This window comes from Vibrio sp. LB10LO1 (assembly GCF_010092875.1).
GTDB classification, from domain to species: domain Bacteria; phylum Pseudomonadota; class Gammaproteobacteria; order Enterobacterales; family Vibrionaceae; genus Vibrio; species Vibrio campbellii.
In genome coordinates this window covers 39,718-66,389 of the sequence record NZ_JAADJW010000022.1, presented here as the reverse complement: position 1 = coordinate 66,389, position 26,672 = coordinate 39,718, and the positions used below count along the sequence as shown (strand labels likewise).

Below are 26,672 nucleotides of genomic sequence, written 5' to 3'. Positions count from 1 at the left end.
TACCAACCGAGACATCTAAAAAATTTCAAAACCCCGGAGACTTACCACCTCCGGGGTTTTACTATTTAGGGCAGAAGCAAATGTCCCCTACTCTTCGAATCTGATAAACAACTCTCGAATCGACCAAGTTTTGCATTGGGTATTTCAGTGAAAACGAATTTCAGCTGAGACAATTAGGTTCGCGCTATGTACTTCACCAGCGTCACATCGTTCAACGTCATGTCATCAATCACTTCCGACTCTTCCTCACCAGAGCGCACAAAACCACACTTCTTGTAGAAATTGAGTCCCTGCTTATTGGTGTCTAGTGCCTTAAGGCTAATTTGCATCACTGGCGTTGAGAGTAATCGTGTTTCCAATTCATCAAACAACGCACTGCCTGCTCCTTGTCCGAAATACAAAGGCGACACATAACAACAGGTCACAATCGCAGTTTTGTCTTCGCTGGAGTGATTAGGCAGTTCATAACTTAGAAAGCCGACGATCTCTTTCTGCTTCTCTACAACAATGAGGTTTGCCAGTTGCTCTGTCATTACTCTCGTCCACATTCGCTCTCGACGCTCTCGAGTAAACTGGTCAATATAGCTCTGTGGCATCAGTCCTCTGTAGGCAACCTGCCATGAATCAACGTGTATTTTGGCGATCTGATCCGCCTCGTCTCTCACTGCATTTCTAACTGTATATCCCATTGCCTGCCTTTCTTATCACTCCGGAGTAAATACTCTTTGACGGCTGTACGCTTCAAAACCCAAAGATTGGCACAACTTTATTGAAGGCGTGTTTTCAATATTTACTCGATATCTAACTTTACGCTGCCTCGACTTCACCTCACTAACTAAATGAGCAAGCAGCCGTTTCCCATACCCTTTCCCTCTTGCTTCAGGAGAAACCAATATGGATAAAGACTCAAACGGTTCTTTCCCTTTATAACAATAAGAAGCCAGCACAGCGACCAACGCTTTGTTATCGAAAATGCCATAAAAGAAATGGCTATCGAGGTCAAAATCCGCTTTGAGGATATCTTCTTCACTCATTCGACTTACAAACGATTCAAGTAACTCGAGATCAGACTCAATAGAGAGAGAAATTATCCCATCGTCTTGATTAATTTTGCCGTCATTAAATAAATAGTAGTCGACATCGTCGTATTCACAGAACAATTGCTTATTATTTAATCTTTTCTCGAGTTCACTTGGCTGAACATGTTTAATTTTGTCCCATAGATTTTCGGGGCAAGATATAAACGTGCAGCCGTCAGATTGGTATAAAAATACAGCACAAAGATCGGAGAACTTTTGCCAATAGTGAGGGTCATATGAATAGCCATTGTACAAATTACAGCTCACTTTGAACTGCTTTTGCCAAGAGCAATCGATTTCCGCGGAAAGCGTGGTTGTTTTTTTGAGCATCCCTTTCTCTCAATACAGTGTACAGAAAATTCTAACTATTTATTTCTCAAGCACTAATGAGACATAATTTTGCTAAAATAATCATCAAAATTCGCTTTATATCTCACCAAAATCTTTATTGATTCACAAAAACAAAACACTTTCAGTTAAACTGCTCACGTATTTAGACACAAAAGCAATAACCACCTTCCAAAATACAATTTCTGTTTATTTGGCGACATGCCTTGCAGGCCTGTTAATTCCTGTATCCGATAGAACTGTAAATAAGATATAGATCACTAAAGTTTCACACTAATTCCGTATATTTCACGGCCGTAACAATAACAAAATCACAAAGAAAGGATCCCTTATGAAGTTTTCCAAATCCCTTTTGGTACTTTCGGTCGGCGCTGCGCTAGCAGGATGTGGCTCAGACAGCGACAACTCTCCAGTGACCTGTGACACAGCAGATTCATGTACCAAGTTCACAATTCTACATACCAATGACAACCACGGTCGCTTCTGGCATAACGAAGACGGCGAGTATGGTATGGCTGCGCGTAAAACACTGATTGATCAAATGCGCCAAGAAGTTGCAGCAAATGGCGGCTCATCCCTACTACTCTCTGGTGGTGACATCAACACTGGTGTTCCTGAATCAGACCTACAAGATGCAGAGCCTGACTTCTTAGGTATGAGCGATATTGGCTATGATGCTATGGCAGTTGGTAACCACGAATTTGATAACCCTCTTAGCGTTCTTGAAAAGCAACGTATTTGGGCAAACTTCCCAATGCTTGCTGCCAACATTTATGATAAAAATGGCGACCGCTACTTCAAACCTTACAAAATCTTTGAGCTTGGTGACCTTCGTGTAGCTGTTGTAGGTATGACAACAGAAGATACGGCAAAAATCGGTAACCCTGAGTTTATCTCTGACCTGACATTTACCAAACCAACAGAAGAAATGCCGAAGGTAATTGCAGAAATCAAAGAAACCTACAAAGATGACCCTGTCGATTTCATTTTCGCTACGACACATATGGGTCACTATGAAAATGGTCAGCACGGTTCAAATGCACCTGGCGATGTAGCGATGGCGAAAGCAGTCGAAGAAGGGCAACTTGCAGCTATCTTCGGTGGTCATTCGCAAAACCCTGTTTGTATGGAACCAGATGGTTCAGGATACGCTGACTTCGAACCTGGTGATGACTGCAAACCAGACCAACAAAACGGTACTTACATCATGCAAGCGCACGAATGGGGTAAGTACGTTGGTAAAGCAGACTTCGAATACTACGACGGTAAACTTCACCTTGCTGGTTATGAGCTAGTTCCTGTAAACCTAAAACGTAAAAACGAAGCGGGTGAGCTAGAATTCATTGGCACAGAAATCAAGCCAGACCTTGCTCTTCAAGGACGTCTTCAATACTTCCAAGATAAAGGACAAGATGAACTAGATAAGGTAATTGCTACCTCTGACGACAAGCTGGAAGGTGACCGCGCAGTAGTTCGCTACCAACAAACTAACTTAGGTCGTTTGATCGCAACTGCTCACCAAGAAAATCAAAAAGCCGATTTTGCGGTTATGAACTCAGGTGGCGTTCGTGCATCAATTGAAGCAGGTCCGATTGCTTACCGCCATGTACTAACAGTTCAACCATTTGGCAATATGGTAACAGTAGCCACGATGACTGGCGCTCAAGTCGTCGATTACTTGAACGTGGTTGCGACAATGCAACGTGGATCGGGTGCGTACGCACAACTGGCAGGTCTAAATATGACTGTAGACTGTACTGCTAAGAAAGTTGAAATCAGCAAGATCAATGGCAAAGATTTCGACACAGCGGCAACTTATAAATTTACCGTACCAAGCTTCAACGCTGCGGGTGGTGATGGTTACCCTGCACTTAACGTAATTAACACTGGTAACGTTGACGCAGAAGTAATGTACAGCTACCTAGAGACTCTTGGTACAGTACAAGTAAGCAACTACGAGCCACAAGGCGAAATCGTCTACACTAACTCAGACAGCCCACTTGGTTGTGAAATCGCAGCTGAGTAAATAAAAGGCGTGTCAGACTGACTCTAAGACCAACCGGAGCCCAAGCGGCTCCGGTTTTTTTATTGGCGCTAAATCTCTGATAAAACGCCACCTTCAAAAATCGTTCAAAAATTGTTCATCTGTGTTATTGACGCCCCTGTTCGAGACTTCTATGTTTGATAAGGTCTTTCAAATAAGCAGATTCATTAACTGAGTTTTAGGAATCTTTTGGATTCACACAGAAAATGATTCTGGGAAAGATGTGAATGGCGTTACAAACACTGCTCTCAAACAATTTGTCTCTCGGACTTCAAACGAAAGCGATGGGCTTCTACGCTCTCGCTAATGAGCAGCGATCTGAACGCCAATATGTTCAAACTGCTGCCATCGAGTTCTGGAGGTCAAAAATGAAACGAGCCAGCAACAGCTATAGACTGCAGATAATTAAAGAAGTGGTCACCCGTAAAGAGCGTGAAGCGTGTACTGACCCAATGGCAAAATACATTCACCAATTGATGGATGAATTGCCCACAAGTAAATTAGAGGTAGAACAAAATCACCGCTTCGCTGGGAGTCACTTCGACGAACAAGCAGGAGGCTGGGTAAGCGACCAATGGTCATTAAAATAACGCCAATCGCTCATATTGTTGGGCGAGAAAATGGATAGGAATTTCCCGGCTCTCTTTTGGATGATCATTTCAAACTGGGCCGGGAATCGTTATGAAACGAGAACGATAGGATGAATAACTAGAACAGATCTTGTTGCGGTGAGGCATCATCTTGAGGCAACTCTGTTTTCCCCTTCCCTGCTAATACCTTTCTTCTGTATCGCTGACGACACAGCTTAATTACGTGCAACTGCTGCGCAGGAGTAAAGCTCAGCCAATTAAACCGCTCTTCTCTTTTACGCATGCATCCCTTGCAATAACCTTTTTCGTCAGACGTACAAACTCCGACACAAGGACTTGGGACGGTAAAAAACTCCAATTGCTCCATGCTCAACCCGTTCTTCCGCTCACTTATTTGAGTCCGATACGTTTATAATCAAATAACCATAAGAAATTTCGAAGTTTTCGGTGAATTTCAATACCGAGAATGGGATCTCTGTTATAAAATACGCCGTGTTTAAAAACATACGAAACCATAACCGTATGCTGACAAAAACAGTGTTTTATTACCTATACTTACCACGTTTTCTAAAAACGGAGTCAATAAAATGAAGCTTAGCCTAAAAACGTTAGTAGCAGCAATCTCACTTCCAGTTCTAATGACTGCATGCGCTAGCAACGGTGACAATGTGAAAGAAATTACGGCTCAAGATCTACAACACCACAACTGGCAGTTGGTTCAAATCGATGGCAAAAACATCGCTGCAGAAGAGCGTCAAGCTCCTCGCCTAGAGATTGGTGAAAACCTAACTGCAAACGGCAACGCTGGTTGTAACAACTTCTTCGGTCAAGCAGAACTGAAAGACAACCAACTACGCATCGAGAAAATGGGCATGACCATGAAGATGTGTATGGAAGACCAAATGAAGATTGAAAAAGTAATGTCTGAAACGCTTTCTGATTGGAGCGACATTACTCTGACTAACGAAGGTCTAGTATTGAAAAACGCAGACCACGAACTAACGTTCGAATTGCGTGATTGGGTAAACTAATCCCATATTCGTTTCGAGGCAATCGGTCTCTGACAGAATAAGTCTCTAAAAAAGCAGCCAATGGCTGCTTTTTTTACTTTCGGTTTTTATAATCAGAATGACTGCTGAGAATAAGACTCCCCGTCAAAACCACTCAATTGCTCATACGCCTTAGACAGAATTGTAATCCCGATAATGGTGACTACAAAGCTTAGTAGACTCATTAGGAAAGGCAGTTGCAAAAACGCCAATGGCGACATAGCCAACCCGAACAGAAGCGGCACTAAAATAACCACGCTCATCATGTACCAAGTATGGCCTTTGGTCAGATTCCATGCATAAGGGAAAGAGACACCTTTACCGATGGCAATCGCTGGAAACACAAGTACCAGTCGACAGCAAATAACACCTAACACCAGCAACGCGATGGCGGCAAGTGCCACATTAATCATTGCGAAAAGCGCCGCAACCGCAACAACGGCGATTGTCATTGCCAAGTAGTGGCCAATAAACCACATTTCGATCTTTCCAAAGGTGAAACGCCCCCACTGAGGTACCGATTGAGGGCCTTTCAAAATGATGCTGTGTACGTTGATAGCCACAATGGCAGACAGTAATGCCATCAAAATTTGCACTAAGACAGTAGCACCGTCACCTTCTGATTTGCTTAATAGAAGATCCAGAATAATTGAGAGGAGGATGGGTAACGCAGTTGCTTTTGCGATCGCTTGTTTATGAGTACTCAGAGAAGAAAAAGCGCTTTTAACGGTATCGACAAACATAGTTAAGTTCTAGCCAAGATTAAGGTTTATTCTGGTTGCTGATGTTATCTTCCTGATACCAATTGAGCAAACCTTTCCCTAAATATCATTAGGTTACAATGAATATTTCGACCTAAATACTTTCATGTATCGATACCAAAATACACTGAAGCTAAATTAAATGCCCCACTTTATGGATCAACACCGCTAAGCTCTCTGCTTCGAGCTTCTTCATCACGTTAGAGCGGTGCACCTCAATCGTTCTCAAAGATACGCACAATAAGTCCGCCATCTCTTGGTTTTTCATCCCTTTCACCACTAAGCCAAGCACTTCTCTTTCGCGCTTAGTCAGATTCTGTAGAACTTGTTTTGCACCAAGCTTTTCACAGTTTTTGATCGACTGTGCCATCGCATCGTCTACGGCGACAACCAGAGCGTTACCATCGACTGGTTTTTGGAAGAAATCGAGTGCGCCATCTTTTAGCGCATCCACAGCCATTGGAATGTCGCCATGTCCAGTCAGGTAAATCACGCTAATTGGGCTGAGTTTCTCGTTCATTATTTGGTGAATATCTTGCCCACGCATGTCTGGCATGCGGCTATCGAGCAAAACACAGCCAGGTGCAGACAAGTTGACCTCATTTAGAAAATCTATCCCGCTAGAGAAAGTCTCAACCTCATAGCCATAGCTTTCTAACAGAAACACCATGGACTCTAATACTGGTTCTTCATCATCAACGATATAAAGCGAACAAAGGTTACGACTCATGACAAGCCTCCTGATACGGTAAAACGATGGTCACCTGACACCCTGTTGGATCAATTGACCTAAATTGAATGCTGCCTTGATGGGCATCAAGCACATCACGGCAAATGGCCAAACCTAAGCCCAGCCCATTTTCTTTGGTGGTGTAGAAGGCTTGATCTAATGGTGTCTCTTGCTCTTCGATACCAATGCCATTGTCCATCACATCGATAATCACCATCTCATCGCAAAAGCTAACGTGGAGATCCACAAACAAGTCTTCGCGCTTGGGCACATGGCTCAAACAGGCGTCTTTTGCATTGTTCAGAACGTTGAGAATGACTTGCTGTAGACCAGTTGCGTCAGCAAAGACTTTTTGTGGCTCGCCAGAGTACAGCACTCCCAATTGAATTCGGTGACGTTGAAACTCGTAATCCACCAGCTTCATTGCTTCTTCAATTAACGAAGCTAAATCCACCCAGCTCTTTTCAATTGGCGTTTTATTTATCAAGCTACGAAGGCGCTGAATAATGTCACTTGCAGAAGTGACCTGCTGTTGAATTTTATCTAGGATTGGGGCCATCTCTTCGGCAGTCGCACCTCGCTCCATACGTACCTTAGCCCCTTGGCTGTAGTTCTTTATCGCGGCCAGAGGTTGATTGATTTCATGCGCGAGGCTACTACCAAGCTCACCGACTATGGTGATTCGCTGCGCGTGCTCAAGCATGGAACTCTTGCGGCGCAAATCGTTCATGGTGGTTTTTAGTGTTTCGCGACTGCGCTGAAACTTCCACTCCAGCCAAAAGTGATAGCCCGTCAACAACAGTAAAGTCAGTAAAGACGCCATCGCTATTGCTTGGTTCTTATGCAGCCACTCTTGCGCTTTTTGTCCCCAAGATTTTTGCAGCGGATGCATGTCTAAGTGCTTGTAAACTTTATCTACATTAATGCTCGGTGCAGGCAGCATCCAACCAACATTGTTTGCAGCAACCGCTGCCGGGTGGTCTTCTGGCATTGCGAATAGAGTTTGTGCCACCATCTGACCAACATCGACTGGTGCGCGTTCCGTCATCGCCATCGTCCAGTTTGGGTACAGTGGCGTACTCACCGCACAAACTGAATCTGCAGGACGCTTCTCATTCAATACACGTAGGTTATGCAGTTGAATACGCCCCTCTTTCGCCATGTTCTCCAAAGTACAAGCAGGAACGATCGCCACATCGAGATCGTTCTCGATCACGTTCAAAATCAGTTGATCCGTCGGTGGGCCAGTAAAGTGGATCTTTTCAAAGAATGATGATTTGAAGTAGCCCAGTTTATCGAGCTCGTAACGCAGCGCGAGAAAACCACCAAACGCTTTTTCCGATACCGCCGCAACATTGGCTTTATTGATGTCTTTCAGTGTTTTAAAAGGCGATTCTTCACGTACAACCACCACCGAAGCAATCGACTTATTTGGTAAATCACTGTAAGCGGTTTTCTGCGTTGCCAACCAGTTGATTGGGTATTCGCGAGCAAGTTTGGTCGCCTGCCCTGGACTAGTTAGAATGAAGTCGAGCCAACCGTGCAAAAATGCATCTTCAAGCTGGTCGAAATCGTAAGTATGTAGGTTAAATTGATAGCCAGGATTCTGAGTTTCCAGCCAATCCAAAGTCGGTTGCCATGCTTCTCGCGCATGTGCGTGTCCACGCAGCGCTAAAACACCCACATCGTAGTCTGTTCTCTGTACTTTTTGGTCATGAGCAAAAGCAAAAGAGGTGAAGAAAAAAGAGAGAGCAAAAATGAAAAGAATAAACTTTTGAGAATAATTATCAATCACTTACAAAATACTACAAAAATACGGCTGTGGCGCATTTTACCACCATTCTCCCCTGCTACTTTGTTGCTTTAGATCAATCCCACATCATTATTGTGGGAAACCACAATATCGCCATTTAAACGATTTCCTCAGAATGCCTTACCCATAAAGGGGTAGAGCGCATTTTCACCTGTTTTAAATCATGAACACCCAAAATGAATAAAAAACGTTCATGCCTGTACTCCCCCTTCAAAAGCATTCTATCTGTCGAACCATCGAAGGTTCGGCAGCAAAACTTTAAATTAATATATGGAAGCAACTCATGAAAAAATCGACGATTGCGTTGAGTGTGTTCGCCGCTGTTACAGCGGTTGGCTACTCAGCTTACAATACGATGTTTTCGGCTGAGGCTGTGACTGTGGATGCTGCTGCTCAAGAGCAGAAGTTCACACAGTACGCTCACCCAGAACACTTCATTTCTGCACAACAACTGAAGTCGCTGATGGACGGTGACAAAGACGTGGTTGTGATCGGTGCGCTAAATCCTATCAAACCAGATAGCCCTATTTCTGGCTCTTACACTATGTGGCGTAACGATTACTCAGCAGCTGAAGACGCCTACGACTTCGGTGGTATGAGCAACAGCACAGAAGAGATGGAAACGATTCTAGGCAGCTTCGGCGCGACAGCAGACAGCACAATCGTGGTTTATGCAGCGGGCTCTCACCACGATGCAGCTCGCCTGTACTGGCAAATCCATAATCTTGGTCACCAAGACGTTCGTTACCTTGACGGTGGCTTGAACGCTTGGATGGGCGCTGGTTATCCGACAGGCTCTGCAAACCAAAGCGTGGCAGCGGTTGAATACAACGCACCTAACGCACAACAAGATAACAATGCCCTAGCGACGCTAGACATGGTTATTGCTGCGCAAAACAACCCTGATTGGGTGATCCTAGATACTCGCGGCAACGACGAGTTCAACGGTGAGGTTGCAGTTTCTGGCGCGTACGGCCCTGGCACAATCCCAAGCAGTGTTCACATTAACTGGACTAAAGCGCTGAACGAAGACACGACGCTGAAATCAGCAGAAGAACTGCAAGCCCTTTACGGCGACATCATCAAAGGCAAAAAAGTCATCGCTTACTGCCAATCTGGTGTTCGCTCTGCCCACACCACCATGATTCTTACTGAAGTCCTCGGTGCAACAGGCGTCTACAACTACGACGGCTCATGGATCGAGTACAGCCACGCTCACTACGAGCAAAAGAATCCTGAAGTGAACGTTATCAACGGCAAGAGCTAATCAACACGGAACCGCAGTGAATGAACAATGTAATTTTTAGCCAAAAGCTATTCGACACCGCTCAAACGATTGTCGATGGTTGTATGGGTGATGCCGATCCGGCATGTCAAACCGCATGTCCAATGCACACGGACGTAAAACAGTACGTTCGCATGGCAGGCGAAGGTAATTTCCAAGGCGCTTTGGATCTGATCCGCAGCAAATTATTCCTTCCTCAAACTCTTGGTCGTATTTGTGCCCACCCTTGTGAAGCGTCTTGTCGTCGCAACACAGAGTTTGGTCAGCCAATCAGCGTAGCTGGGATTAAACGTTTCGTCGCAGAGAAAATGGATAACCAAGATCACTGGGATCTAAACATTGCCCCCCTAACTAACAAGCACATCGCGATCGTAGGTGCAGGTCCTGCTGGCGCTCAAGCGGCAATCGAACTACGTCGTCAGGGTCATGAAGTCACCATCTATGAAAAGCTGGACGTTTACGGCGGTATGATGCGTGTTGGTATCCCTGAATACCGCCTGCCACGCGATGTTATCGATTTCGAATACAGCTACTTAGCGATGCTGGGAATCAAAACTCAGTTTGGCGTTGAGATCGGCAAAGACATCAGTTTCGAAACACTACGCAACGAGCATGATGCGGTGGTACTTGCACATGGTGCGCACGTAGGTTCGATCATCCCTCTGCCGGGTCATGACAACGATGGCGTGTTCTCTGCGGTTGAATACCTAAAAGAGATTTCTGAAACTCGCCAATTCCCACGAGCAGGTAAGCGAGTAATGGTTATCGGCGGTGGTGACGTAGCGATGGACTGCGCACGCTCTTCATGGCGTATCGGCGCAAGTGAAGTTTACCAATGTTCACTTGAGAGCCTTGAGAACCTGCCTGCAAGCCAAATCGAAATCGATGAGTCACTAGAAGAAGGCGTTGAATTCCATGCGGGTTGGGGACCTGTCGCTATCGAGCACGAGAGCGGCAAAGTAACAGGCATTACTATCAAGAAAGTGCTGTCGATCTTTGATGAGCAAGGCAACTTTGCACCTCAGTACAGCGAAGAAAGCAAAACTATCTCTGTGGATACCGTTGTTTTCGCTACGGGTCAAATCGTGGCAGATATTACTGACGGTGCACTAGAGCAAACTCGCGGTGGCCGTTACGTTGTCGATAAACAAACACTAGCATCTAGTCTAGAAGACGTATTCGTAGCTGGTGATGCGTGTGGCGGGAACATCGTAATTGAAGCGATGGCATTAGGTCGTAAAGCAGCAATGAGCGTTGAACGCTTCCTAACGACTCGTCCACTAACTGAAGACCGCGACTTCGAGCAAGAATACAGTTACTCATCTCGTCTAGACGTACCACTACCAAAAGGTACGGTAGATACCCCTCGCCTACACGGTGAATTGCGTGACGCTGAAGAGCGTAAGCAGGATTTTGCACAAGTGGATTTAGGCTTTACTGAAGCGCAAATCAAACTAGAAGCTTCTCGCTGCCTGCAATGCAGCTGCAAGCTATGTATGACCGAGTGCATCATGATGAATGACTTCAGCGACTGTCCGAAAACCATTTTCTCCGACTTTGTGAACAACAAGTCGATGGATCCACTGATGGCTTACTCATGCAACGCGTGTGACCAATGCACCATCGTGTGTCCGAAAGACTTCCCAATGAAAGAGATGTTCCTAGGGGCACGTGCTGACTTTGTTAAGGCAAACAACGGTGAATCTCCAATGCCGGGTCATAAAGCGATCAACATGCACCAGAAGCTTGGCTTCTCAAAAATCTTCACTATGGCAAAACGAGCGGTATCGACAAAATGAGTAATAAAGTATTTATGCCAGGATGCAGCTTGCCATCCTATTCACCTGAAGGTGTAGCTGCCATTGCTAGCTACCTAAAGCAAGTATTTCCAGACATGGGCGCAGTTCAAAAATGCTGTGGCAAACCGACTGCTGCTATCGGTCAAACGGAGAAGTTTAAAGAGCGTTACGGTCAGCTACAGGCTGATTTTGACAAGCTAGACGCACAAGAAGTGATTGTGGCGTGTCAAAGCTGCTACGGCATGATCAAAAAATCTGGTGGCACACAAAAACCAGTGTCTTTGTGGAAGCTACTTCCTGAAATTGGTTTACCGGAAGAACTGCGCGGCAAAGCCAAAAACAGCGACGTGGTGTTTACCATTCACGACTCTTGTTCAACTCGCTACGAGAAAGAGCTGCAAGACGGTATCCGTTGGATATTAAACGAACTTGGTTACAAAACCTCTGAGCCAGAACACACACGAGAAAACACCCGCTGCTGTGGCTTCGGCGGCATGGTTGTACCTGCAAACCCAGATGTGGCAACGCGCGTAATTAAGCGCCGTGTTGAAGAGTTTGAAACCGACTACGTAGTGGTTTATTGCTCGGCATGTCGTGCATCCATGATGGGTGTTGGTACAAAGTCTTGGCACATTCTGGATCTGATGTTCGGTCCTGTGATCATGCAAGGTGATGAGCCGCCAGTAAACGTGCTTGCGAGCCCTGTAAAAGCTTGGTTCAACCGCTACAAGTCAAAAGCGGGCCTGATCAAGTGTATGTCAGTGTAACTGTCTCTGTGTCGCTATCTCTTTTTAATTATTAGGTTTAAGTGAAGTTGAACTTATGAAACTCGTAAAAATCGCTCTTATCGTCGCTGTTGTAGCTCTCGCTCTGTTCGCGGCAAAACAAACTGGCATTCTTGAAATCATCACTGACATCAAGAGCCTACAAGATTGGATCGCAAGCTTTGGTGTGTGGGGTTACGCCGTATTCGTAGCAGCATTCGTATTTGCGTGTGTTTTCCTACTACCAGGCAGCGCATTTACCATTGTGGCAGGTATCGTATTCGGTCCTATCAAAGGTGGCGTATTGGCGCTCTTTTCTGCAACGCTTGGTGCAGTAGCAGCCTTTATCGTGGCGCGCTTCCTACTGCGGAACACCATCATGAAGAAGTTTGGCGACAACCCAATATTCAAGAAAATCGATGACGGTGTAGCAGCAAACGGCACCAGCTTCTTGATTCTGACTCGTCTTGTGCCTGTATTCCCATTCAGCCTACAAAACTACGCTTACGGTCTAACCAGCCTAAACCTTGGCACTTACGCTCTGGTTTCTCTGTTGACCATGGCGCCAGGTGCTTTCATTTTTGCTTACATGGCTGGTGACATCGCAACAAACGGTGTGTCTGCAATGTTGTTGGTAAAATTTGCGGTTGCGGGTCTTGTGCTGTTTGGCATGTCTTTGATTCCAAAATACATCGCAAAGAAAAAAGGCATCAACATGGAAGAATTAGCGAAGTAATCCGGTCTATCCATTATTGAAGCCAAAATAGTGCGACTTATCGAGAGTCGCACTATTTTCATTGCTACTGATTTGCTCACACTTTGTCCTTAAATTGGTGACTTTTAAGACCAAAAACTGACGTGGATTGGTATCACCTCACAAGGCGAGTAATTCTCTGAATCTATTATCAAATTCGCGTTGATAATAGAGCAAGATAGATTACTATCCATCTAGAGGGAACGGAGCTTCCAGCGTGGTTTATCCCCAATTCAGAGTACCAAAACAGCCGTTTGTACCTCATGGGAATATAAAGCTCCAAAATGAAAACAAAGATAAAGAAACACGGATTACGTATGAAAAAGCTACTTAGCACCATTGGCATTTTAGCCACCACATTCGCGACCTCCTCTTTTGCATCTTCGACCGCTGAAGAATGGCAAAAAATAGAACAGCAAGCCGACGGTCAGACCGTTTATTTTCATGCTTGGGGTGGTAGCCAAGAAATTAACCGCTACATCCAATGGGCAGGCAAAGAGCTTAAATCTCGCTACAACGTGACACTTAACCACGTCAAGGTCACCGATATTTCTGAAACCACCACTCGTCTTATTGCTGAAAAAGCCGCAGGGAAAAACAGCGGTGGCAGTGTTGATATGGTTTGGATTAATGGCGAAAACTTTAAATCGATGAAAGACAACCAACTGTTGTTTGGTCCTTTCGTTGAAGGTTTACCAAGCTGGCAGTATGTCGATAAAACCCTGCCTGTTGATGTCGATTTCTCTGAACCAACAGATGGTCTAGAAGCGCCTTGGGGCGTAGGTCAATTGGTGTTTATCTACGATGAAGAAACCCTGCACAACCCACCAAGCTCATATGCTGAAATGCTGAGCTACGCAAAAGCGTTTCCAAATCGTCTGACATACCCTCGTCCACCGGAGTTTCATGGCACCAGTTTCATCAAATCTCTACTGATCGAATTGAGCAATAACGACCCTGCACTGCAAAAGCCAGTGACAGACGAATCATTCAAAACCGTCACGCAACCTCTATGGGCTTACCTAGATGAATTTCACAAAGTCGCATGGCGTGGCGGTAAGCAGTTTCCGGGTGGCACAGCGGAAACGGTACAACTACTAGATGATGGTCAGATTGACTTAGCCGTCACTTTTAACCCAAATGCGGTTTATTCAGCACAGTCTAGCGGCAACCTTGCAGATAGCACCAAAGCGTATGCGATGGATGCGGGTGCACTTTCTAACATTCACTTCTTAGCTATCCCTTGGAACGCAAACGCCAGTGCAGGGGCTCAAGTTGCTATAAACTTTTTATTAAGTCCTGAAGCGCAATCTCGTAAAGGTGATATCAACATCTGGGGTGATCCTTCAGTGCTAAGCAGCCAATACCTGACTGGTACGGCTAAAAATACTCAACAATTCAAGTCTATTGCAGAGCCACATCCAAGCTGGCAAGCCGCACTAGAAAAAGAATGGTTGAAACGCTACGGGAATTAATAATCACCCATGTTAAGAGCGCTGTATCTAGTTATTATCGCAGTTTGTATATTACCAACCATCCCGGGTCTACTCGGGGTGGTGGTCTCTGCGCTCGGCTATGTTCCCCCTATCGGCTTACATCATTTTTCACTTGATGGCTTTGATGCTGTGTTTGACTGGGAAGGCGTGTGGACATCTATTGGTCTAACGTTCTACTCTGCCATTTTCAGTAGCTACCTTGCTTGTTTGATGACGTTTGCGATTCTGCAAGCTTCTTGGGGAAGTAAATTCTGGCGTAAAATCGAAGTCAGTCTTTCTCCGCTTCTTGCCATGCCACACGTGGCATTCGCCATTGGTTTTGCTTTCCTATTTGCACCAACAGGTATGGGCGTTCGCGTACTCAACCAAATGTTTGGTTACGATCCAAATGCGCAAACGGTGAATGACTTAGCGTTGCTGATCAAAGACCCACACGCACTAGGTTTGATCATCATGCTTGCCATCAAAGAAGTCCCGTTCCTTTTGTTGATGAGTATTCCGATTCTTCAACAATTGAAGGTCGAGAAGATAGAAAAAGTCAGTCATTCGATGGGGTATAGCTCGGCTCAAGCTTGGTGGAAATGCGTTTTCCCACAATGGTTAGCAAAACTGCGCTTCCCAATGCTAGCCGTGCTGGCTTACAGCTTATCCGTTGTCGATGTCGCGCTAATTATCGGTCCAACCAACCCTCCTACCTTTGCAGTATTGGTATGGCAGTGGTTTAACGATCCTGATTTATCCCTCCTACCAAGAGCGGCGGCGGGTGCAGTTGTGTTGTTTGCGATTGCGAGCCTATTGATTGGCTTTGCTCGACTCGTCGAGTGGAGCGTTACTAAAGGCTTTAAACGCTGGCAATACTCCGGTCGTAGCGGTTTCCGCTTACCAGGAAAGACCTTGTTCTCTATGATTGCTCTACTCGCACTGTTAATGGTGCCTTTGATGGTGGTGTGGAGCTTTGCACAGCGTTGGCGTTTCCCTGACTTATTGCCAAGCCGTTACAGCTTACGTTTTTGGGAATACGAGTGGCAAAGCATTCTTGGCACGCTAGAGCAAAGCATGTTGATTGCGGTGATCAGCGCATCAATTGCTCTGGTACTTGCTCTGATTGCTCACGAATACCGACTGCGTTACCGCTGGCAAGTCCCAGGGTACATCATTGCCGTGCCAATGTTGATTCCGCAGCTTTCCGTTTTGTTTGGAATGCAAGTCGTCACGCTGTACCTCGACAGCAGCGCGTACTTGTTCTGGGTATGTTGGGCACACGTCTTCTTTGCTTTCCCGTTTGTTTACCTATCACTCGACGGTCCATGGCGCAGCTTCGACAATGGTTTGACTCGTGTCGCCTTAAGCCTTGGTAAATCACCGATGCAGGCTTGGTTAAAAGTCAAACTGCCCATTCTTTTGCCTGCGATTGCTTTTGCTTGGGCAGTTGGCATTAGTGTCAGCTTAGCGCAGTACCTACCAACACTCGTGCTGGGAGCTGGTCGCATCAGCACAATAACAACAGAAGCGGTCGCCCTATCAAGTGGCTTTGACCGTCGTGTCACTGCGATTTACGCAATTTGGCAAGCTCTCTTGCCGTTAATGTTCTTCTCTTTTGCGATTTTACTTAGCCGCTTACACGTTAAGTATCGCCGGTTGTCTATTAAAGGTTTACTACCGAATGAGTCTCTGTCTCGAAAACCTCGCCATCCATAAAACCAATGGCGACACGCTTTTCTCTGCCTTCAACATGACGGTAGAGAAAGGTGAAATTGTTACCCTGATGGGTCCAAGCGGCTGTGGCAAATCCACTTTATTGGATGCCATTGCTGGTCACCTATCTTCCGAGTTCGACTATTCAGGCTCAATCACTCTCGATAATGAAAAGTTGGATGCTTTGCCTGCGCATAAGCGTCAGGTAGGTATTTTGTTCCAAGACGATTTGCTCTTTCCACACCTCACCGTATGGGAAAACCTTGCCTTCGCTCTGCCTGATTCAATCAAAGGGGCTGAGCGTAAAGAACGTGCGATGCAAGCATTGAAACACATCTCGTTAACCAAGCTCGCGGAATCTTTCCCAGATCAAATATCAGGTGGTCAGCGCGCCCGTATCGCTCTGACTCGTATGTTGTTGGCGAAACCAAAAGTTGCCCTACTCGACGAACCATACAGCAAACTCGATAAAGATTTGCGCGTGCAGTTTCGTAACTGGGTCGTGGAACAGCTTCAACTCGCTAATATTCCCGCGTTGATGGTGACTCACGATGAAGACGATATCCCTGCAGGCAGTCGTTGCCTAAACTGGCCGTGGGAGACAAGTCATGCTTGATAGCCTAAGCATCAAAATCATTAAGTGGCCACTGGCACAGAGTGCGAAATTGATTGATAAATGTGGCGTGACAGCTAACCAAACCACCTTGTTTGGCTTCGCCCTTGGCTGCTTTGCGCTTCCTGCCTTGGTAGCAGAGCAATACACGCTTGCATTAGCGTTTATTCTACTGAATCGCATCTGTGATGGATTGGATGGTGCTTTAGCGAGGATTCAAGGCATCACCGATGCGGGCGGCTTCCTTGATATAAGCCTAGACTTCTTGTTCTATTCTCTGATTCCCTTTGGCTTTGTACTAGCAAACCCAGAACAGAACGCCGTCGCAGGTGCGTTCTTGATCTTGTCGTTTATTGGTACAGGAAGCAGCTTCTTAGCTTTCGCGATCATGGCGGGTAAACGTGGTATCGATAACCCTGTCTACAAGCACAAATCTCTGTACTACATGAGCGGTCTGACAGAAGGCACAGAGACCATCGGTTGCTTCGTGCTGTTCTGTTTGTTCCCTCAGCACTTTGCCATCATTGCGTACATCTTTGGTGCAGCGTGTTGGTTTACTACGTTTACGCGCATTTACTCAGGATTTCAAACATTAAAGTCGTAACCTTCCCCACGTTAAGAAGCATGTTGGCGCGAAAACAAAAACGATTGGCGCCAGTAAAAAAAGATTCAGTCAAACTCGTGTAAACTGTAGGCTCGTAGTCCAATTTTTTATTCATTGAACTATGAGCCTCGAAATAGATAAACAATGACATCAACAAGAAGGTGAATTTGGAAGATAAAAGACTGATTCTCAAACAATATGAATCACATCGGCCGCCAGGAGATTTTCACACTCATAGTTATTCACATCTCGCCTACGTGCACCAAGGGTGTCAAATTGTATCAACGGACAAGCATAGTCTGTTATCCATGCCGGGCTCATTAGTCTATATTCCAGCCTATACACCGCACCGAGCAGAGTTTCTAAAGCGCTCGCAGGTTTCTCTTCTTAAGCTGCCCTCCAATTCAACCCCAAATATAAAAGCAGTCTGTATGCTGGACGTTTCACCAATCATCACACAGTTGTTCAGTGTTTGGAAAAACAAGACTCAAGATCCCAAGTTAGCCGACCAATACATAGATGTTCTTATCGACCAGTGCTCTCGTTGCGCACCGACAACTCACCCTTTCGTCGCGCAGGGTAGCATGGACCGACGCCTATTAATCATAATCGAAGCGCTCTCTGATAAACCAACCATTAAAATGTCTATCTCGCAGTTATCGCAAAAGACTGGTGCGTCAGTGCGAACATTAAACCGATTGTTCCTTTCGCACTTCAAAGCTTCTTTCAAAGAGATCCGAAATAAAGTAGTCATGGAGCGAGCGGAGCAAATGATGAAAAAAGGCATAAGCGCAACGGTTGTTGCGTTTGAGCTTGAGTATTCAAGTCTCTCTTCTTTTTCGACTGCTTATAACAAGCATCAAAAGCAAAATATGGATTAACGGCCAAATATGTATAGTGACCAGACGATATGGCGCGTTTTGTAAACAAACTGTCAGCTACCCAAAAGCTTTAAACGACGCACCTCTCTACCATGTTTAACTACTCCTTTAACAAGGCATGAGGTTAAACGAATGTCCAAACTCCAGATCATATTTATCAGCCTAATCATGGCGTCCAGCTATTTTTTTGCCTCGAGCATGTATGTGCCAAGCCTCCCCGAGATACAGAATGCTCTGCACACCTCAGAGGCACTTGTGCAACAATCTTTAAGCGTATTTTTTATTGCACTAGCATGCAGTCAACTACTCGCTGGACCTTTTTCCGAAAGATATGGAAGGAAGCCCGTCGCCTTACTCTCAGCCGTCATTTTTGTGGCAGGCTCAGCGCTGTGCGCCCTATCACAAAACATCGAGTCTCTTCTGATTGGTAGAGTTGTACAAGGTTTTGGCGTCGGAGGACTCTACTTGCTTTGTAGAACAATACTACAAGACGCTTTCGAAAAATCGGAACTTATGGGGATACTTGCCTGGTATGGGATTATTTTTATGAGCTTACCAGGCTTAACTCCAATTCTAGGTGGGTACCTCACAACACATTTTAGCTGGGAAGCAAACTTTATCTTTTTGCTCGGCCTAGCGGTTGTGACATTGCTTGTCATCGCAGTAATTAAACGCGAGACAATCAGTCAACATAACCCGGACGCAATCAAACCTAAGCAAATGTTAAAAGACTATGCTTTTATCACTTCAAACCTAACATTTTTGTGTTATCTCGCAATGATGATCAGCGGCACGAGCTGTCTTCTACTTTTCCAAGTGATGGGCTCCTTCGTTGCTCAAAACCAATTTGACATCTCAGTAGCAGATTTTGGATTAGGTGCAATGACGTTAATGATCAGTAGCGTGGTATCACGATTATTTTGGAATCAGTTCTTAAAGAACCGCCTAAGTGAGAATCTGACGCTTTTCTTCGGCTGCGTAATCCAAGTTTCAGGCTGTGCCCTGACTACATTCAGCCTTATGGTGAAAAGCTATTCATTCATGTTGTTGGGGTTCTGCGTGATGTCATTTGGAGTTGCGTTCTTACTTGCTATCGCGGGCGTTTCAGCCTTGTATATGTTTCCGAAACACAAAGGGCAAGTTGGCGCGATTTATGGAGCATTACAGATGATAGGAGCATTTGGTTTCACCTACGGTTTATCGATGTTGCCTGCGACTCAGAGCATGATGGTACTCACTAGTTGGATGCTCGCTATGACAAGCGCTATCGCATTTTTCATCATCTTCATTGAGCAACGTAGAGCAGTAGGACAAACATACACGCTCTCTGAAAATTAGCTCTTCAGAACACCACTGCTCGCTATTTGTTACCCTGATAACTAACAGGGGTTTGGCCTCAAAGTTTCCATTCTGTTGAGGCCAAACTTCTCCTATCAGAATAACCAGCCGAAAATAAGCTGTGAGAGCACAATTCCCAACATAAAACTCGGTAAGTGCCAAGTCTGCTGCTTAGCGCGGTAATACTCTTTTTGTATATCTTCTTGGTAGCTCTTTATGGCTAATTCTTTAATGTAATTATTATGCATAACCTATCCTCATGACGTTTTGGTGTGCGGAGGATAAAAGCTCAAGTTAACTTTAGGTCAACAGTAAAATATCAATTTCGGATAACATTATTTCCGTAGGCAAAATTCCTTACGCTTAGCCGTTAAACTCAACCAGTTGCATTTGTTTGTATCGCAGTAATGCAGCTTCACTTGATCGTCGTCAATGGAACATCAATCTCTCACACCTTTCGATGTTCAAATGACATCAACTTGCTAGCATGAGCCCATTCAAGCTAACTCCGGGCCTGTTATGACTCCTACTGTCGATCGCGTACTTCTCAATATCGCACTCAACCTGAGCTCAAATCGCTCTCATGAGCAGCAATACCAAAACCTGATTGATGGAGTGGCCCAAGTCTTCCCTTGTGATGCGAGTTGTCTGTTTATCTTTGATGAAGATGGCTTCCTAACGCCAGTTGCAGTAAAAGGCCTGTCGAGCTCAGTACTCGGTCGCCGCTACTTTCCTAAAGCTCACCCACGTTTAGAGGCCATCATTCATAGTCGTGAGCCGGTTCGCTTCGACGCTGATTGTGCCCTGCCCGATCCATTTGATGGAACACTTTTAACGGAAGATCAATGCATTGACGTTCATGACTGCATGGGCTTTAGCTTATACGTTGAGGGGCAGCTTGTCGGGGCGTTAACCATGGATGCGCTGGCTGTTGGCGCATTTGACCATATCGACCCAGTTGCGATCGAAACGTTTGCTGCGCTAACGGCGGCGACACTACGTAACATTGCGCAACTAAAAGCCCTTAAAGCGCAGAACCAGAAGCAAAAGAGCGTCACGCAAACCCTGATCCAACAAGCGCGCTCACAACACGGTGACATGGTTGGCTTAAGCCCACAAATCAATCAATTACGAAACAACATTGCGACCGTTGCTCAGTCGGATTACGCAGTATTAGTAACGGGAGAAACGGGGACCGGTAAAGAGCTTGTTGCTCATTCAGTTCATGCTCAATCTCATCGCAATGATAAACCGATGATTTACGTAAACTGCGCTGCCCTACCCGAAGGTCTGGCGGAGAGCGAACTGTTTGGCCACGTAAAGGGCGCTTTTACAGGAGCCAATAGTCATCGTGCAGGTAAGTTCGAACTGGCTGATGGCGGTACAATCTTCTTAGATGAAGTGGGTGAATTGCCATTGATTTTGCAGGCAAAACTGTTGCGAGTTATCCAACAAGGTGAGTTGCAACGTGTGGGCAGCGATCAGCATTTGATGGTCAACGTGCGCATCATCGCGGCCACCAACCGACAGTTAGAAAAAGAAGTGGAAGATGGCACATTTCGTGCGGATTTGTTCCATCGCTTAAACGTATTCCCAATCAAAGTGCCACCATTGCGCGCGCGTGATGGCGATATTCCAGTTCTCGCGGGATATTTGTTGGAAAAAGTACGTCAACAATTTAACGCACCAAACCTTCACGTTCACCCTAAGGTACTGACTCAACTAGAATCTCTGCCTTGGTACGGTAACGTTCGAGAACTTGAACACACGTTAACGCGAGCAGCGTTACATGCCATCCAACAAGGCGCGAGCACCATCATGCTCAATCACTTTGACACTTCATTGGCATTGAATGATGTAAAAAACACATCGCATTACTTGCCAAAAGAGAGTCAGCCAATGCGTGAGTTAGTCGAGAGTTATCAACGTGACTTGATTGAACACGCTTTAAGCCAAACCGGTGGGGTTTGGGCAAAAGCAGCAGAGTTTTTACAGATGGATCGAGGCAACTTGTATCGCATGGGTAAAAAGCTCGGCATTAGCAAATAGAAGCCACTACTTCGCTCTCTTCTCTTGAAGGGACAGAAACTTACGTCTTAAAAAGATAGATTCCGGATGGCTCGCTTAGGCTCGTCCGGAATGACTCCTAGCCCGAAGCAGAGCGAGCCGACAAAGGAGCGCAATCGGGAATCTCTTGCCTTCACAAAACCGCATTAACTTTTCTTCTGTTTAACAAGTACTTCCACTATCGCCCGTTAAAACGTTTCTCACGCGTTGCTTTTCTCACCACATCTGTATTTTCGTTGTCATTTGTACATCATTCGCGTTGTCACAATCACATCAAGCACGTACCCAAAAACAAATAAAGCCAATTAAAATCAACAACATAACAATTGGCACGCATTCTGCTCTATTGGAGAAAACAAAACGACTATTACTACAATCACTGGAGAACCCAATATGTTCTGTATTCAATGTGAACAGACAATCCAAACCCCAGCTGTAAAAGGCTGTTCTTTCGCACAAGGTATGTGTGGCAAAACTTCAGAGGTATCCGATCTACAAGACGTGTTGGTTTACACTCTGCAAGGGGTTTCTTTTTGGGCAGCACGCGCGCTTGAATTCAACATCATCAATGATGAAATCAACCAATGGGCTCCAAGAGCATTCTTCTCTACGTTGACTAACGTAAACTTCGATCCAGAGCGTATCCTTGAGCTGACTTCTCAGGCAGCAACATACAAAACACTGCTAAAAGACCAAGTCATGTCTGCCGCAACACTTGCTGACGAAGTCGTATTGAACGTACCTAACGTTGCGAACTTCGAGCTGCCAAACAGTGCAGAAGAAATCCTAGCATTTGCTCCTCAAGTGGCAGTAAACCGTGGTAAAGGCCAAGTAAACGAAGACGTTATCGGCCTGCGCCTACTTTGCCTGTACGGCTTAAAAGGTGCTGCTGCGTACATGGAACACGCACGCGTACTTGAGCAAACCAACAATGACATCTTCGCGGAATACCACGAAATCATGGCTTGGTTAGGTACGGACCCTGAAGATCTAGGCGAACTGCTAGATTGCTCAATGCGCATCGGTCTTATGAACTACAAAGTGATGGAAATGCTGGATCATGGTGAAACAGCAACGTTCGGTCACCCAGAGCCAACCACCGTTAACGTGAAGCCAGTGAAAGGCAAATGTATCCTTGTTTCTGGCCATGACCTTCACGACCTAGAGAAAATCCTGCAACAAACCGAAGGCAAAGGCATTAACGTTTACACCAATGGTGAAATGCTGCCTGCACACGGCTACCCAGAGCTGAAAAAATACCCTCACCTAGTGGGTAACTACGGTAGCGCTTGGCAGAACCAACAAAAAGAATTCGCTAACTTCCCTGGCGCGATTGTGATGACATCAAACTGCCTATTGAACCCGAACGTTGGCCAATACGCAGACCGTCTATTCACTCGTAGCATTGTTGGTTGGCCTGGTGTCGCTCACCTAGAAGGTGATGATTTTAGCCAAGTCGTTGAATGTGCATTAGCGCAAGAAGGCTTCCAGCACGACGAAATCGAACACAACATCACGGTTGGCTTCGGTCGCAACGCACTAATGAACGCAGCACCTGCGGTTATCGATCAAGTGAAGCAAGGCAACATCAAACATTTCTTCCTAGTAGGTGGTTGCGATGGCGACAAAGCAGAGCGTAGCTACTACACCGACTTCACTGCAGAAGCGCCAGAAGATACGCTAATCCTAACGCTAGCTTGTGGTAAATACCGTTTCAACAAGAACACATTTGGCGACATCAATGGCATCCCTCGCCTATTGGATGTGGGTCAATGTAACGATGCGTACTCAGCAATCCAGCTTGCACTGGCACTTGCGAAAGAGTTCGATTGCGACATCAACGAGCTTCCTCTAACGCTTGTTCTGTCTTGGTTCGAGCAAAAAGCGATTGTGATCCTGCTTACGCTATTCGCTCTTGGTGTGAAAGGCATCTACACAGGTCCAACAGCGCCTGCATTCCTAACGCCAAACTTGATTGCGATTATCCAAGAGAAGTTCGACATGCGCAGTATTGGCAATGTTCAGGACGATCTTAAAACCATCCTAGCAGCGTAATCGCCTCGCTTATCATGCGCCTCCTTAGTTGGGGGCGCTACTATCTATTGAGTACTCGATAACCAAAGAGATTGTTATGTTTTTTGAATGGCAAGGCAGTCAACCTGTCACGTTACGCTGTGTAGACAAATACCATGAAACTGCCGATGCAGTGAGCCTCAAGTTGGCAGACCTGTCAGAATCGCTCTTGTTTGAGTTTAAAGCGGGTCAGTTCATCAACCTTGGTGTTGAAATCGATGGCAAGGTGGAGTTTCGCGCTTACTCACTCAGCTCTCTTTCCGGTGACGACTGCTTGCAACTGACGATCAAGCGCGTCGAAGGCGGTAAGGTATCCAACTACATCATCGATAAGCTTCTCATTGGCGATACTGTTCAAGCTCTTCCGCCTACCGGTGATTTCAACTGCATTGATCATCCACCAATCGCGGTCAATAACAGAAAGAAAGCCCTGCTCATTAGTGCGGGCTGTGGCATTACGCCTGTATTCGCGATGGCAAAAGAATGGTTAGACAACGACGCTGGAGTTGATATTGAGTTCCTGCACATTGCTCGCTCTCAGCCTGAAACCATCTACTTTGATTTATTAGAGACCTACCATTCAGTTTATTCAGATTTCAAACTGAAATTGCTACTGAAAAACCGCGGTGAAACGCTTTATCCAGAAGGTCGTTTGAATACCGAGTGGTTAAAAGAACTGGTGCCCGATTTTAAACAGCGCACGGTTTATCTCTGCGGTCCAAACCAGTTTATGCTTGATGTTCAAAGCTACTTGAGTGAACTTGGCTTTGATATGGCGAACTTCTTCCAAGAAAGCTTTACTCCTGCGGCCAGTGAAGAAACTGAAGTGTCAGATGAAACGGCCAGTGTGTCAGTACCAGACTTTGCTCAAACGATCGATGCGCAAAAAGGCCAAGTCCTTGCTGATGTGTTGGAAGGTGCTGGATTACCGTTGATCGTCGCTTGTCGAAGCGGCATTTGTGGTTCTTGTAAGTGTAAGGTTCGCACAGGCAGCGTTTCTTCAACCAGTCTTGAAACGTTGACCCCAGAAGAAATTGAGCAAGGATACGTACTCGCCTGTTCTTCAACGATTGAATCCGACCTCGAAGTTCAGATTGGTTAAAGCCCTTTATACGAACATTAAAAAAGCGCCGTACTAGGCGCTTTTTGTTTATGGAAAAGTGTTATTAAACTCGGAAGTTTATTAATCTAAACTCAGCTAAACAACAAAACCTTCAGTGCAGCTTCGCTATCTACATCCATAAACTCTGGTGGGTTATCCAAACGCTCGCGGAATGTTAGCTCTGGCGCTTCTTCTTTCATGCTTTCAATCAAGAAATCGCTGGTCACCGATGGCGAGTTAACACACGCTAACACCTGACCACCTTCTGCCAATAAATCTGGCAAACGACGTAGAATCTTTTTGTAGTCTTTGGTTAGTGCAAAGCTGCCTTTCTGGAATGACGGCGGATCAATGATGATCATATCGTACTGACCTGACTTCTTGATCTTGGACCACGACTTAAAGATATCGTGCCCCATAAAGCTCACTTGGTTGATGTTATGACCATTCAGCTTATGGTTCTCACGACCTTTAGACAGCGACGCTTTCGCCATATCCACGTTAACCACTTTATCTGCGCCACCAGCAATAGCCGCCACAGAGAAGCCACAAGTGTAAGCAAACAAGTTAAGTACGTTTTTGTGCTTCGCGTTTTCACGAACCCAATCACGACCGTAGCGCATATCAAGGAACAGACCGAAGTTCTGGTTACGACCGATGTCTAGCTGGTACTTCAAGCCACTTTCTTCAACCACAGGTCGAGCATCTAGCTCACCCAATAGAATTTCAGAAGGTGCACCGTCAGCGTAACGGTGCTGAATCACGATCGTGCAGCCCTGTTTCTCTGCCCACAGAGCAGAATCAGAAAGCGTGTTCAATCCTGCTTTTAATTCGCTCAGAAACGACTCATCCACTTCTTTAAATAGATTGATGATCAACTGACCTTGTAACCAATCACACGTAATTTGCTCTAAACCTTCGAAGCGGCGGCCACGACCGTGAAACAGTCGGCGGATTTCGTTGGGAGCTTGTGTTAGCTCGGCTTCTAGATGCTGAAAAAACAGCGGAAGTTGTGATGCTTGCATCGAATTCTCTTATTCGTTTTCTTTGTGATGGTTATTTGATCGTAGGCCAGTTGAGTTCCCACGGAGAAAGCCAAGTGTCGATACCTTGGGATACCGTTTCATTGTGCCATTTACTGCCAAGTGCTTTGTGTTCACGTGGATCGCAAACAAAGCAATGTGTTTCATCTTGATACGGGAAACACAGCGAAAATGCATGCAAGTAGCCACGGTCGGCTTCATTGCCTGCATTATAAATAGGATCGCCAACAATACCCGAGCCAACCGATTTTAATGCCACGCGAATTTGGTGTGTTTTACCAGTATGCGGCTTGCATAAAAACAGGCGCTCTCCCGGCTCTGCAGCGAGAGAGAAGAATTGAGTAATCGCAGGATTCGTTTTGCTGTTGACCAGTTTCCATGAAGAACGACGCGAGCGTTCCATGTCGCCCACTACCAACCCTTGCTTCTTCTTAGGCTTTTTCGAGCCAATCGCAAGATAGAACTTCTCGACTTCACGATCTGCAAATGCTTGCGACAACGCACTTGCTGCTTTTGCGTTGCGACCCAAAAGCAAAATTCCAGACGTCATTTTGTCGAGGCGGTGAATAAGATACAACTGCTCATCACCACTTTGTTTTGCTACTTCTTGCAACAACATGGCATCCCCATCGTCCTTGTGTACTGAGACGTTGGGATGTTTATTGATGATCAGAAAATCTGGATGGGTGTGTAGAATGTCGAACATAAAAAACTGGCTCCACGTTTGGAGCCAGAAGTATACCG

General features: G+C 45.7%; 24 protein-coding genes. 16 read left to right on the top strand and 8 right to left on the bottom strand.

Annotated features, from left to right (window positions below):
* Positions 1-173: 173 nt before the first annotated feature.
* Both GXP65_RS16245 and GXP65_RS16240 read right to left on the bottom strand, forming a co-directional pair.
* Entirely contained in the window at positions 174-689 is a 516-nt protein-coding gene (locus GXP65_RS16245; RefSeq protein WP_010646035.1) for a GNAT family N-acetyltransferase, read from the bottom strand.
* A gap of 15 nt (positions 690-704) precedes the next feature.
* Positions 705-1,409, bottom strand: coding sequence for a GNAT family N-acetyltransferase (locus tag GXP65_RS16240; RefSeq protein ID WP_162093270.1), 705 nt, complete (start codon positions 1,407-1,409; stop codon positions 705-707).
* 349 nt (positions 1,410-1,758) lie between these two features.
* Between GXP65_RS16240 and ushA the strand changes: the two genes are divergently transcribed.
* Together ushA and GXP65_RS25490 are read left to right on the top strand one after the other, a co-directional pair.
* Positions 1,759-3,453: a bifunctional UDP-sugar hydrolase/5'-nucleotidase UshA gene (ushA, locus tag GXP65_RS16235; protein WP_162093269.1), complete on the top strand. Its 1,695-nt coding sequence runs from the start codon at positions 1,759-1,761 to the stop codon at positions 3,451-3,453.
* Between the two features lie 386 nt (positions 3,454-3,839).
* Complete coding sequence (locus tag GXP65_RS25490; protein ID WP_038889567.1) at positions 3,840-4,061, top strand: hypothetical protein; 222 nt, start codon at positions 3,840-3,842, stop codon at positions 4,059-4,061.
* 118 nt (positions 4,062-4,179) lie between these two features.
* On the opposite strand, the gene GXP65_RS16225 is transcribed toward GXP65_RS25490, so the two are convergent.
* A complete protein-coding gene (locus GXP65_RS16225; RefSeq protein WP_010646041.1) occupies positions 4,180-4,428 on the bottom strand; it encodes a DUF1289 domain-containing protein in 249 nt (82 codons plus the stop codon).
* 220 nt (positions 4,429-4,648) lie between these two features.
* Between GXP65_RS16225 and GXP65_RS16220 the strand changes: the two genes are divergently transcribed.
* Positions 4,649-5,092 (top strand): META domain-containing protein, encoded by a 444-nt coding sequence (locus GXP65_RS16220; RefSeq protein WP_012128273.1) that lies wholly within the window; start codon positions 4,649-4,651, stop codon positions 5,090-5,092.
* A 92-nt stretch (positions 5,093-5,184) separates the two neighbouring features.
* Here the strand turns inward: GXP65_RS16220 and GXP65_RS16215 are convergent, their stop codons facing one another.
* The 3 genes from GXP65_RS16215 to GXP65_RS16205 form a co-directional block, all read right to left on the bottom strand.
* Positions 5,185-5,853, bottom strand: coding sequence for a hypothetical protein (locus GXP65_RS16215; protein ID WP_162093268.1), 669 nt, complete (start codon positions 5,851-5,853; stop codon positions 5,185-5,187).
* A 151-nt stretch (positions 5,854-6,004) separates the two neighbouring features.
* Positions 6,005-6,601, bottom strand: coding sequence for a response regulator (locus tag GXP65_RS16210; RefSeq protein ID WP_162093267.1), 597 nt, complete (start codon positions 6,599-6,601; stop codon positions 6,005-6,007).
* Complete coding sequence (locus GXP65_RS16205) at positions 6,591-8,396, bottom strand: sensor histidine kinase (protein WP_162093266.1); 1,806 nt, start codon at positions 8,394-8,396, stop codon at positions 6,591-6,593. The genes GXP65_RS16210 and GXP65_RS16205 overlap by 11 nt, the downstream gene beginning before the upstream one ends.
* Positions 8,397-8,697: 301 nt before the next feature.
* On the opposite strand from GXP65_RS16205, the gene GXP65_RS16200 reads away from it, so the two are divergent.
* The 13 genes from GXP65_RS16200 (at position 8,698) to GXP65_RS16140 (ending at position 24,885) form a co-directional block, all read left to right on the top strand.
* Positions 8,698-9,681 carry a rhodanese-like domain-containing protein gene (locus tag GXP65_RS16200; protein ID WP_162093265.1) on the top strand — a complete coding sequence of 328 codons (984 nt, stop codon included), beginning with the start codon at positions 8,698-8,700 and terminating at the stop codon, positions 9,679-9,681.
* A 20-nt stretch (positions 9,682-9,701) separates the two neighbouring features.
* Positions 9,702-11,498, top strand: a complete 1,797-nt coding sequence (locus GXP65_RS16195) for an FAD-dependent oxidoreductase (protein WP_162093264.1) — start codon at positions 9,702-9,704, stop codon at positions 11,496-11,498.
* A complete protein-coding gene (locus GXP65_RS16190; RefSeq protein ID WP_009698151.1) occupies positions 11,495-12,265 on the top strand; it encodes a (Fe-S)-binding protein in 771 nt (256 codons plus the stop codon). The genes GXP65_RS16195 and GXP65_RS16190 overlap by 4 nt, the downstream gene beginning before the upstream one ends.
* Before the next feature lie 55 nt (positions 12,266-12,320).
* Entirely contained in the window at positions 12,321-12,998 is a 678-nt protein-coding gene (locus GXP65_RS16185) for a TVP38/TMEM64 family protein (RefSeq protein WP_005450645.1), read from the top strand.
* 335 nt (positions 12,999-13,333) lie between these two features.
* Positions 13,334-14,491 carry an ABC transporter substrate-binding protein gene (locus GXP65_RS16180; RefSeq protein WP_009701860.1) on the top strand — a complete coding sequence of 386 codons (1,158 nt, stop codon included), beginning with the start codon at positions 13,334-13,336 and terminating at the stop codon, positions 14,489-14,491.
* Between the two features lie 9 nt (positions 14,492-14,500).
* Complete coding sequence (locus GXP65_RS16175; RefSeq protein ID WP_009701859.1) at positions 14,501-16,210, top strand: putative membrane protein; 1,710 nt, start codon at positions 14,501-14,503, stop codon at positions 16,208-16,210.
* Positions 16,176-16,823: an ATP-binding cassette domain-containing protein gene (locus GXP65_RS16170; protein WP_005450651.1), complete on the top strand. Its 648-nt coding sequence runs from the start codon at positions 16,176-16,178 to the stop codon at positions 16,821-16,823. Before GXP65_RS16175 ends, GXP65_RS16170 begins: the two co-directional genes overlap by 35 nt.
* Positions 16,816-17,424: a CDP-alcohol phosphatidyltransferase family protein gene (locus GXP65_RS16165; RefSeq protein WP_162093263.1), complete on the top strand. Its 609-nt coding sequence runs from the start codon at positions 16,816-16,818 to the stop codon at positions 17,422-17,424. The genes GXP65_RS16170 and GXP65_RS16165 overlap by 8 nt, the downstream gene beginning before the upstream one ends.
* A 431-nt stretch (positions 17,425-17,855) precedes the next feature.
* Positions 17,856-18,305: an AraC family transcriptional regulator gene (locus tag GXP65_RS16160; RefSeq protein WP_012128284.1), complete on the top strand. Its 450-nt coding sequence runs from the start codon at positions 17,856-17,858 to the stop codon at positions 18,303-18,305.
* A gap of 132 nt (positions 18,306-18,437) precedes the next feature.
* Positions 18,438-19,643, top strand: a complete 1,206-nt coding sequence (locus GXP65_RS16155; RefSeq protein ID WP_162093262.1) for an MFS transporter — start codon at positions 18,438-18,440, stop codon at positions 19,641-19,643.
* Between the two features lie 519 nt (positions 19,644-20,162).
* The gene (norR, locus tag GXP65_RS16150; RefSeq protein WP_162093261.1) at positions 20,163-21,692 is read left to right on the top strand and encodes a nitric oxide reductase transcriptional regulator NorR; all 1,530 of its coding nucleotides are present in this window, start codon (positions 20,163-20,165) and stop codon (positions 21,690-21,692) included.
* 411 nt (positions 21,693-22,103) lie between these two features.
* Positions 22,104-23,765 carry a hydroxylamine reductase gene (gene hcp, locus GXP65_RS16145; RefSeq protein WP_162093260.1) on the top strand — a complete coding sequence of 554 codons (1,662 nt, stop codon included), beginning with the start codon at positions 22,104-22,106 and terminating at the stop codon, positions 23,763-23,765.
* A gap of 76 nt (positions 23,766-23,841) precedes the next feature.
* Positions 23,842-24,885, top strand: a complete 1,044-nt coding sequence (locus GXP65_RS16140) for a hybrid-cluster NAD(P)-dependent oxidoreductase (RefSeq protein ID WP_162093259.1) — start codon at positions 23,842-23,844, stop codon at positions 24,883-24,885.
* Between the two features lie 92 nt (positions 24,886-24,977).
* Here the strand turns inward: GXP65_RS16140 and GXP65_RS16135 are convergent, their stop codons facing one another.
* Both GXP65_RS16135 and GXP65_RS16130 read right to left on the bottom strand, forming a co-directional pair.
* The gene (locus GXP65_RS16135) at positions 24,978-25,910 is read right to left on the bottom strand and encodes a class I SAM-dependent methyltransferase (RefSeq protein WP_162093258.1); all 933 of its coding nucleotides are present in this window, start codon (positions 25,908-25,910) and stop codon (positions 24,978-24,980) included.
* A gap of 31 nt (positions 25,911-25,941) precedes the next feature.
* A complete protein-coding gene (locus tag GXP65_RS16130) occupies positions 25,942-26,634 on the bottom strand; it encodes a TIGR01621 family pseudouridine synthase (RefSeq protein WP_162093257.1) in 693 nt (230 codons plus the stop codon).
* Positions 26,635-26,672 lie beyond the last annotated feature (38 nt).

Excerpts from the sequence above, each read along its gene's own strand:
- GXP65_RS16245 (WP_010646035.1), bottom strand. The coding sequence starts at position 689 with ATGGGATATACAGTTAGAAATGCAGTGAGAGACGAGGCGGATCAGATC.
- GXP65_RS16240 (WP_162093270.1), bottom strand. The coding sequence starts at position 1,409 with ATGCTCAAAAAAACAACCACGCTTTCCGCGGAAATCGATTGCTCTTGG.
- ushA (WP_162093269.1), top strand. The coding sequence starts at position 1,759 with ATGAAGTTTTCCAAATCCCTTTTGGTACTTTCGGTCGGCGCTGCGCTA.
- GXP65_RS25490 (WP_038889567.1), top strand. The coding sequence starts at position 3,840 with ATGAAACGAGCCAGCAACAGCTATAGACTGCAGATAATTAAAGAAGTG.
- GXP65_RS16225 (WP_010646041.1), bottom strand. The coding sequence starts at position 4,428 with ATGGAGCAATTGGAGTTTTTTACCGTCCCAAGTCCTTGTGTCGGAGTT.
- GXP65_RS16220 (WP_012128273.1), top strand. The coding sequence starts at position 4,649 with ATGAAGCTTAGCCTAAAAACGTTAGTAGCAGCAATCTCACTTCCAGTT.
- GXP65_RS16215 (WP_162093268.1), bottom strand. The coding sequence starts at position 5,853 with ATGTTTGTCGATACCGTTAAAAGCGCTTTTTCTTCTCTGAGTACTCAT.
- GXP65_RS16210 (WP_162093267.1), bottom strand. The coding sequence starts at position 6,601 with ATGAGTCGTAACCTTTGTTCGCTTTATATCGTTGATGATGAAGAACCA.
- GXP65_RS16200 (WP_162093265.1), top strand. The coding sequence starts at position 8,698 with ATGAAAAAATCGACGATTGCGTTGAGTGTGTTCGCCGCTGTTACAGCG.
- GXP65_RS16195 (WP_162093264.1), top strand. The coding sequence starts at position 9,702 with ATGAACAATGTAATTTTTAGCCAAAAGCTATTCGACACCGCTCAAACG.
- GXP65_RS16190 (WP_009698151.1), top strand. The coding sequence starts at position 11,495 with ATGAGTAATAAAGTATTTATGCCAGGATGCAGCTTGCCATCCTATTCA.
- GXP65_RS16185 (WP_005450645.1), top strand. The coding sequence starts at position 12,321 with ATGAAACTCGTAAAAATCGCTCTTATCGTCGCTGTTGTAGCTCTCGCT.
- GXP65_RS16180 (WP_009701860.1), top strand. The coding sequence starts at position 13,334 with ATGAAAAAGCTACTTAGCACCATTGGCATTTTAGCCACCACATTCGCG.
- GXP65_RS16175 (WP_009701859.1), top strand. The coding sequence starts at position 14,501 with ATGTTAAGAGCGCTGTATCTAGTTATTATCGCAGTTTGTATATTACCA.
- GXP65_RS16170 (WP_005450651.1), top strand. The coding sequence starts at position 16,176 with ATGAGTCTCTGTCTCGAAAACCTCGCCATCCATAAAACCAATGGCGAC.
- GXP65_RS16165 (WP_162093263.1), top strand. The coding sequence starts at position 16,816 with ATGCTTGATAGCCTAAGCATCAAAATCATTAAGTGGCCACTGGCACAG.
- GXP65_RS16160 (WP_012128284.1), top strand. The coding sequence starts at position 17,856 with ATGCTGGACGTTTCACCAATCATCACACAGTTGTTCAGTGTTTGGAAA.
- GXP65_RS16155 (WP_162093262.1), top strand. The coding sequence starts at position 18,438 with ATGTCCAAACTCCAGATCATATTTATCAGCCTAATCATGGCGTCCAGC.
- norR (WP_162093261.1), top strand. The coding sequence starts at position 20,163 with ATGACTCCTACTGTCGATCGCGTACTTCTCAATATCGCACTCAACCTG.
- hcp (WP_162093260.1), top strand. The coding sequence starts at position 22,104 with ATGTTCTGTATTCAATGTGAACAGACAATCCAAACCCCAGCTGTAAAA.
- GXP65_RS16140 (WP_162093259.1), top strand. The coding sequence starts at position 23,842 with ATGTTTTTTGAATGGCAAGGCAGTCAACCTGTCACGTTACGCTGTGTA.
- GXP65_RS16135 (WP_162093258.1), bottom strand. The coding sequence starts at position 25,910 with ATGCAAGCATCACAACTTCCGCTGTTTTTTCAGCATCTAGAAGCCGAG.
- GXP65_RS16130 (WP_162093257.1), bottom strand. The coding sequence starts at position 26,634 with ATGTTCGACATTCTACACACCCATCCAGATTTTCTGATCATCAATAAA.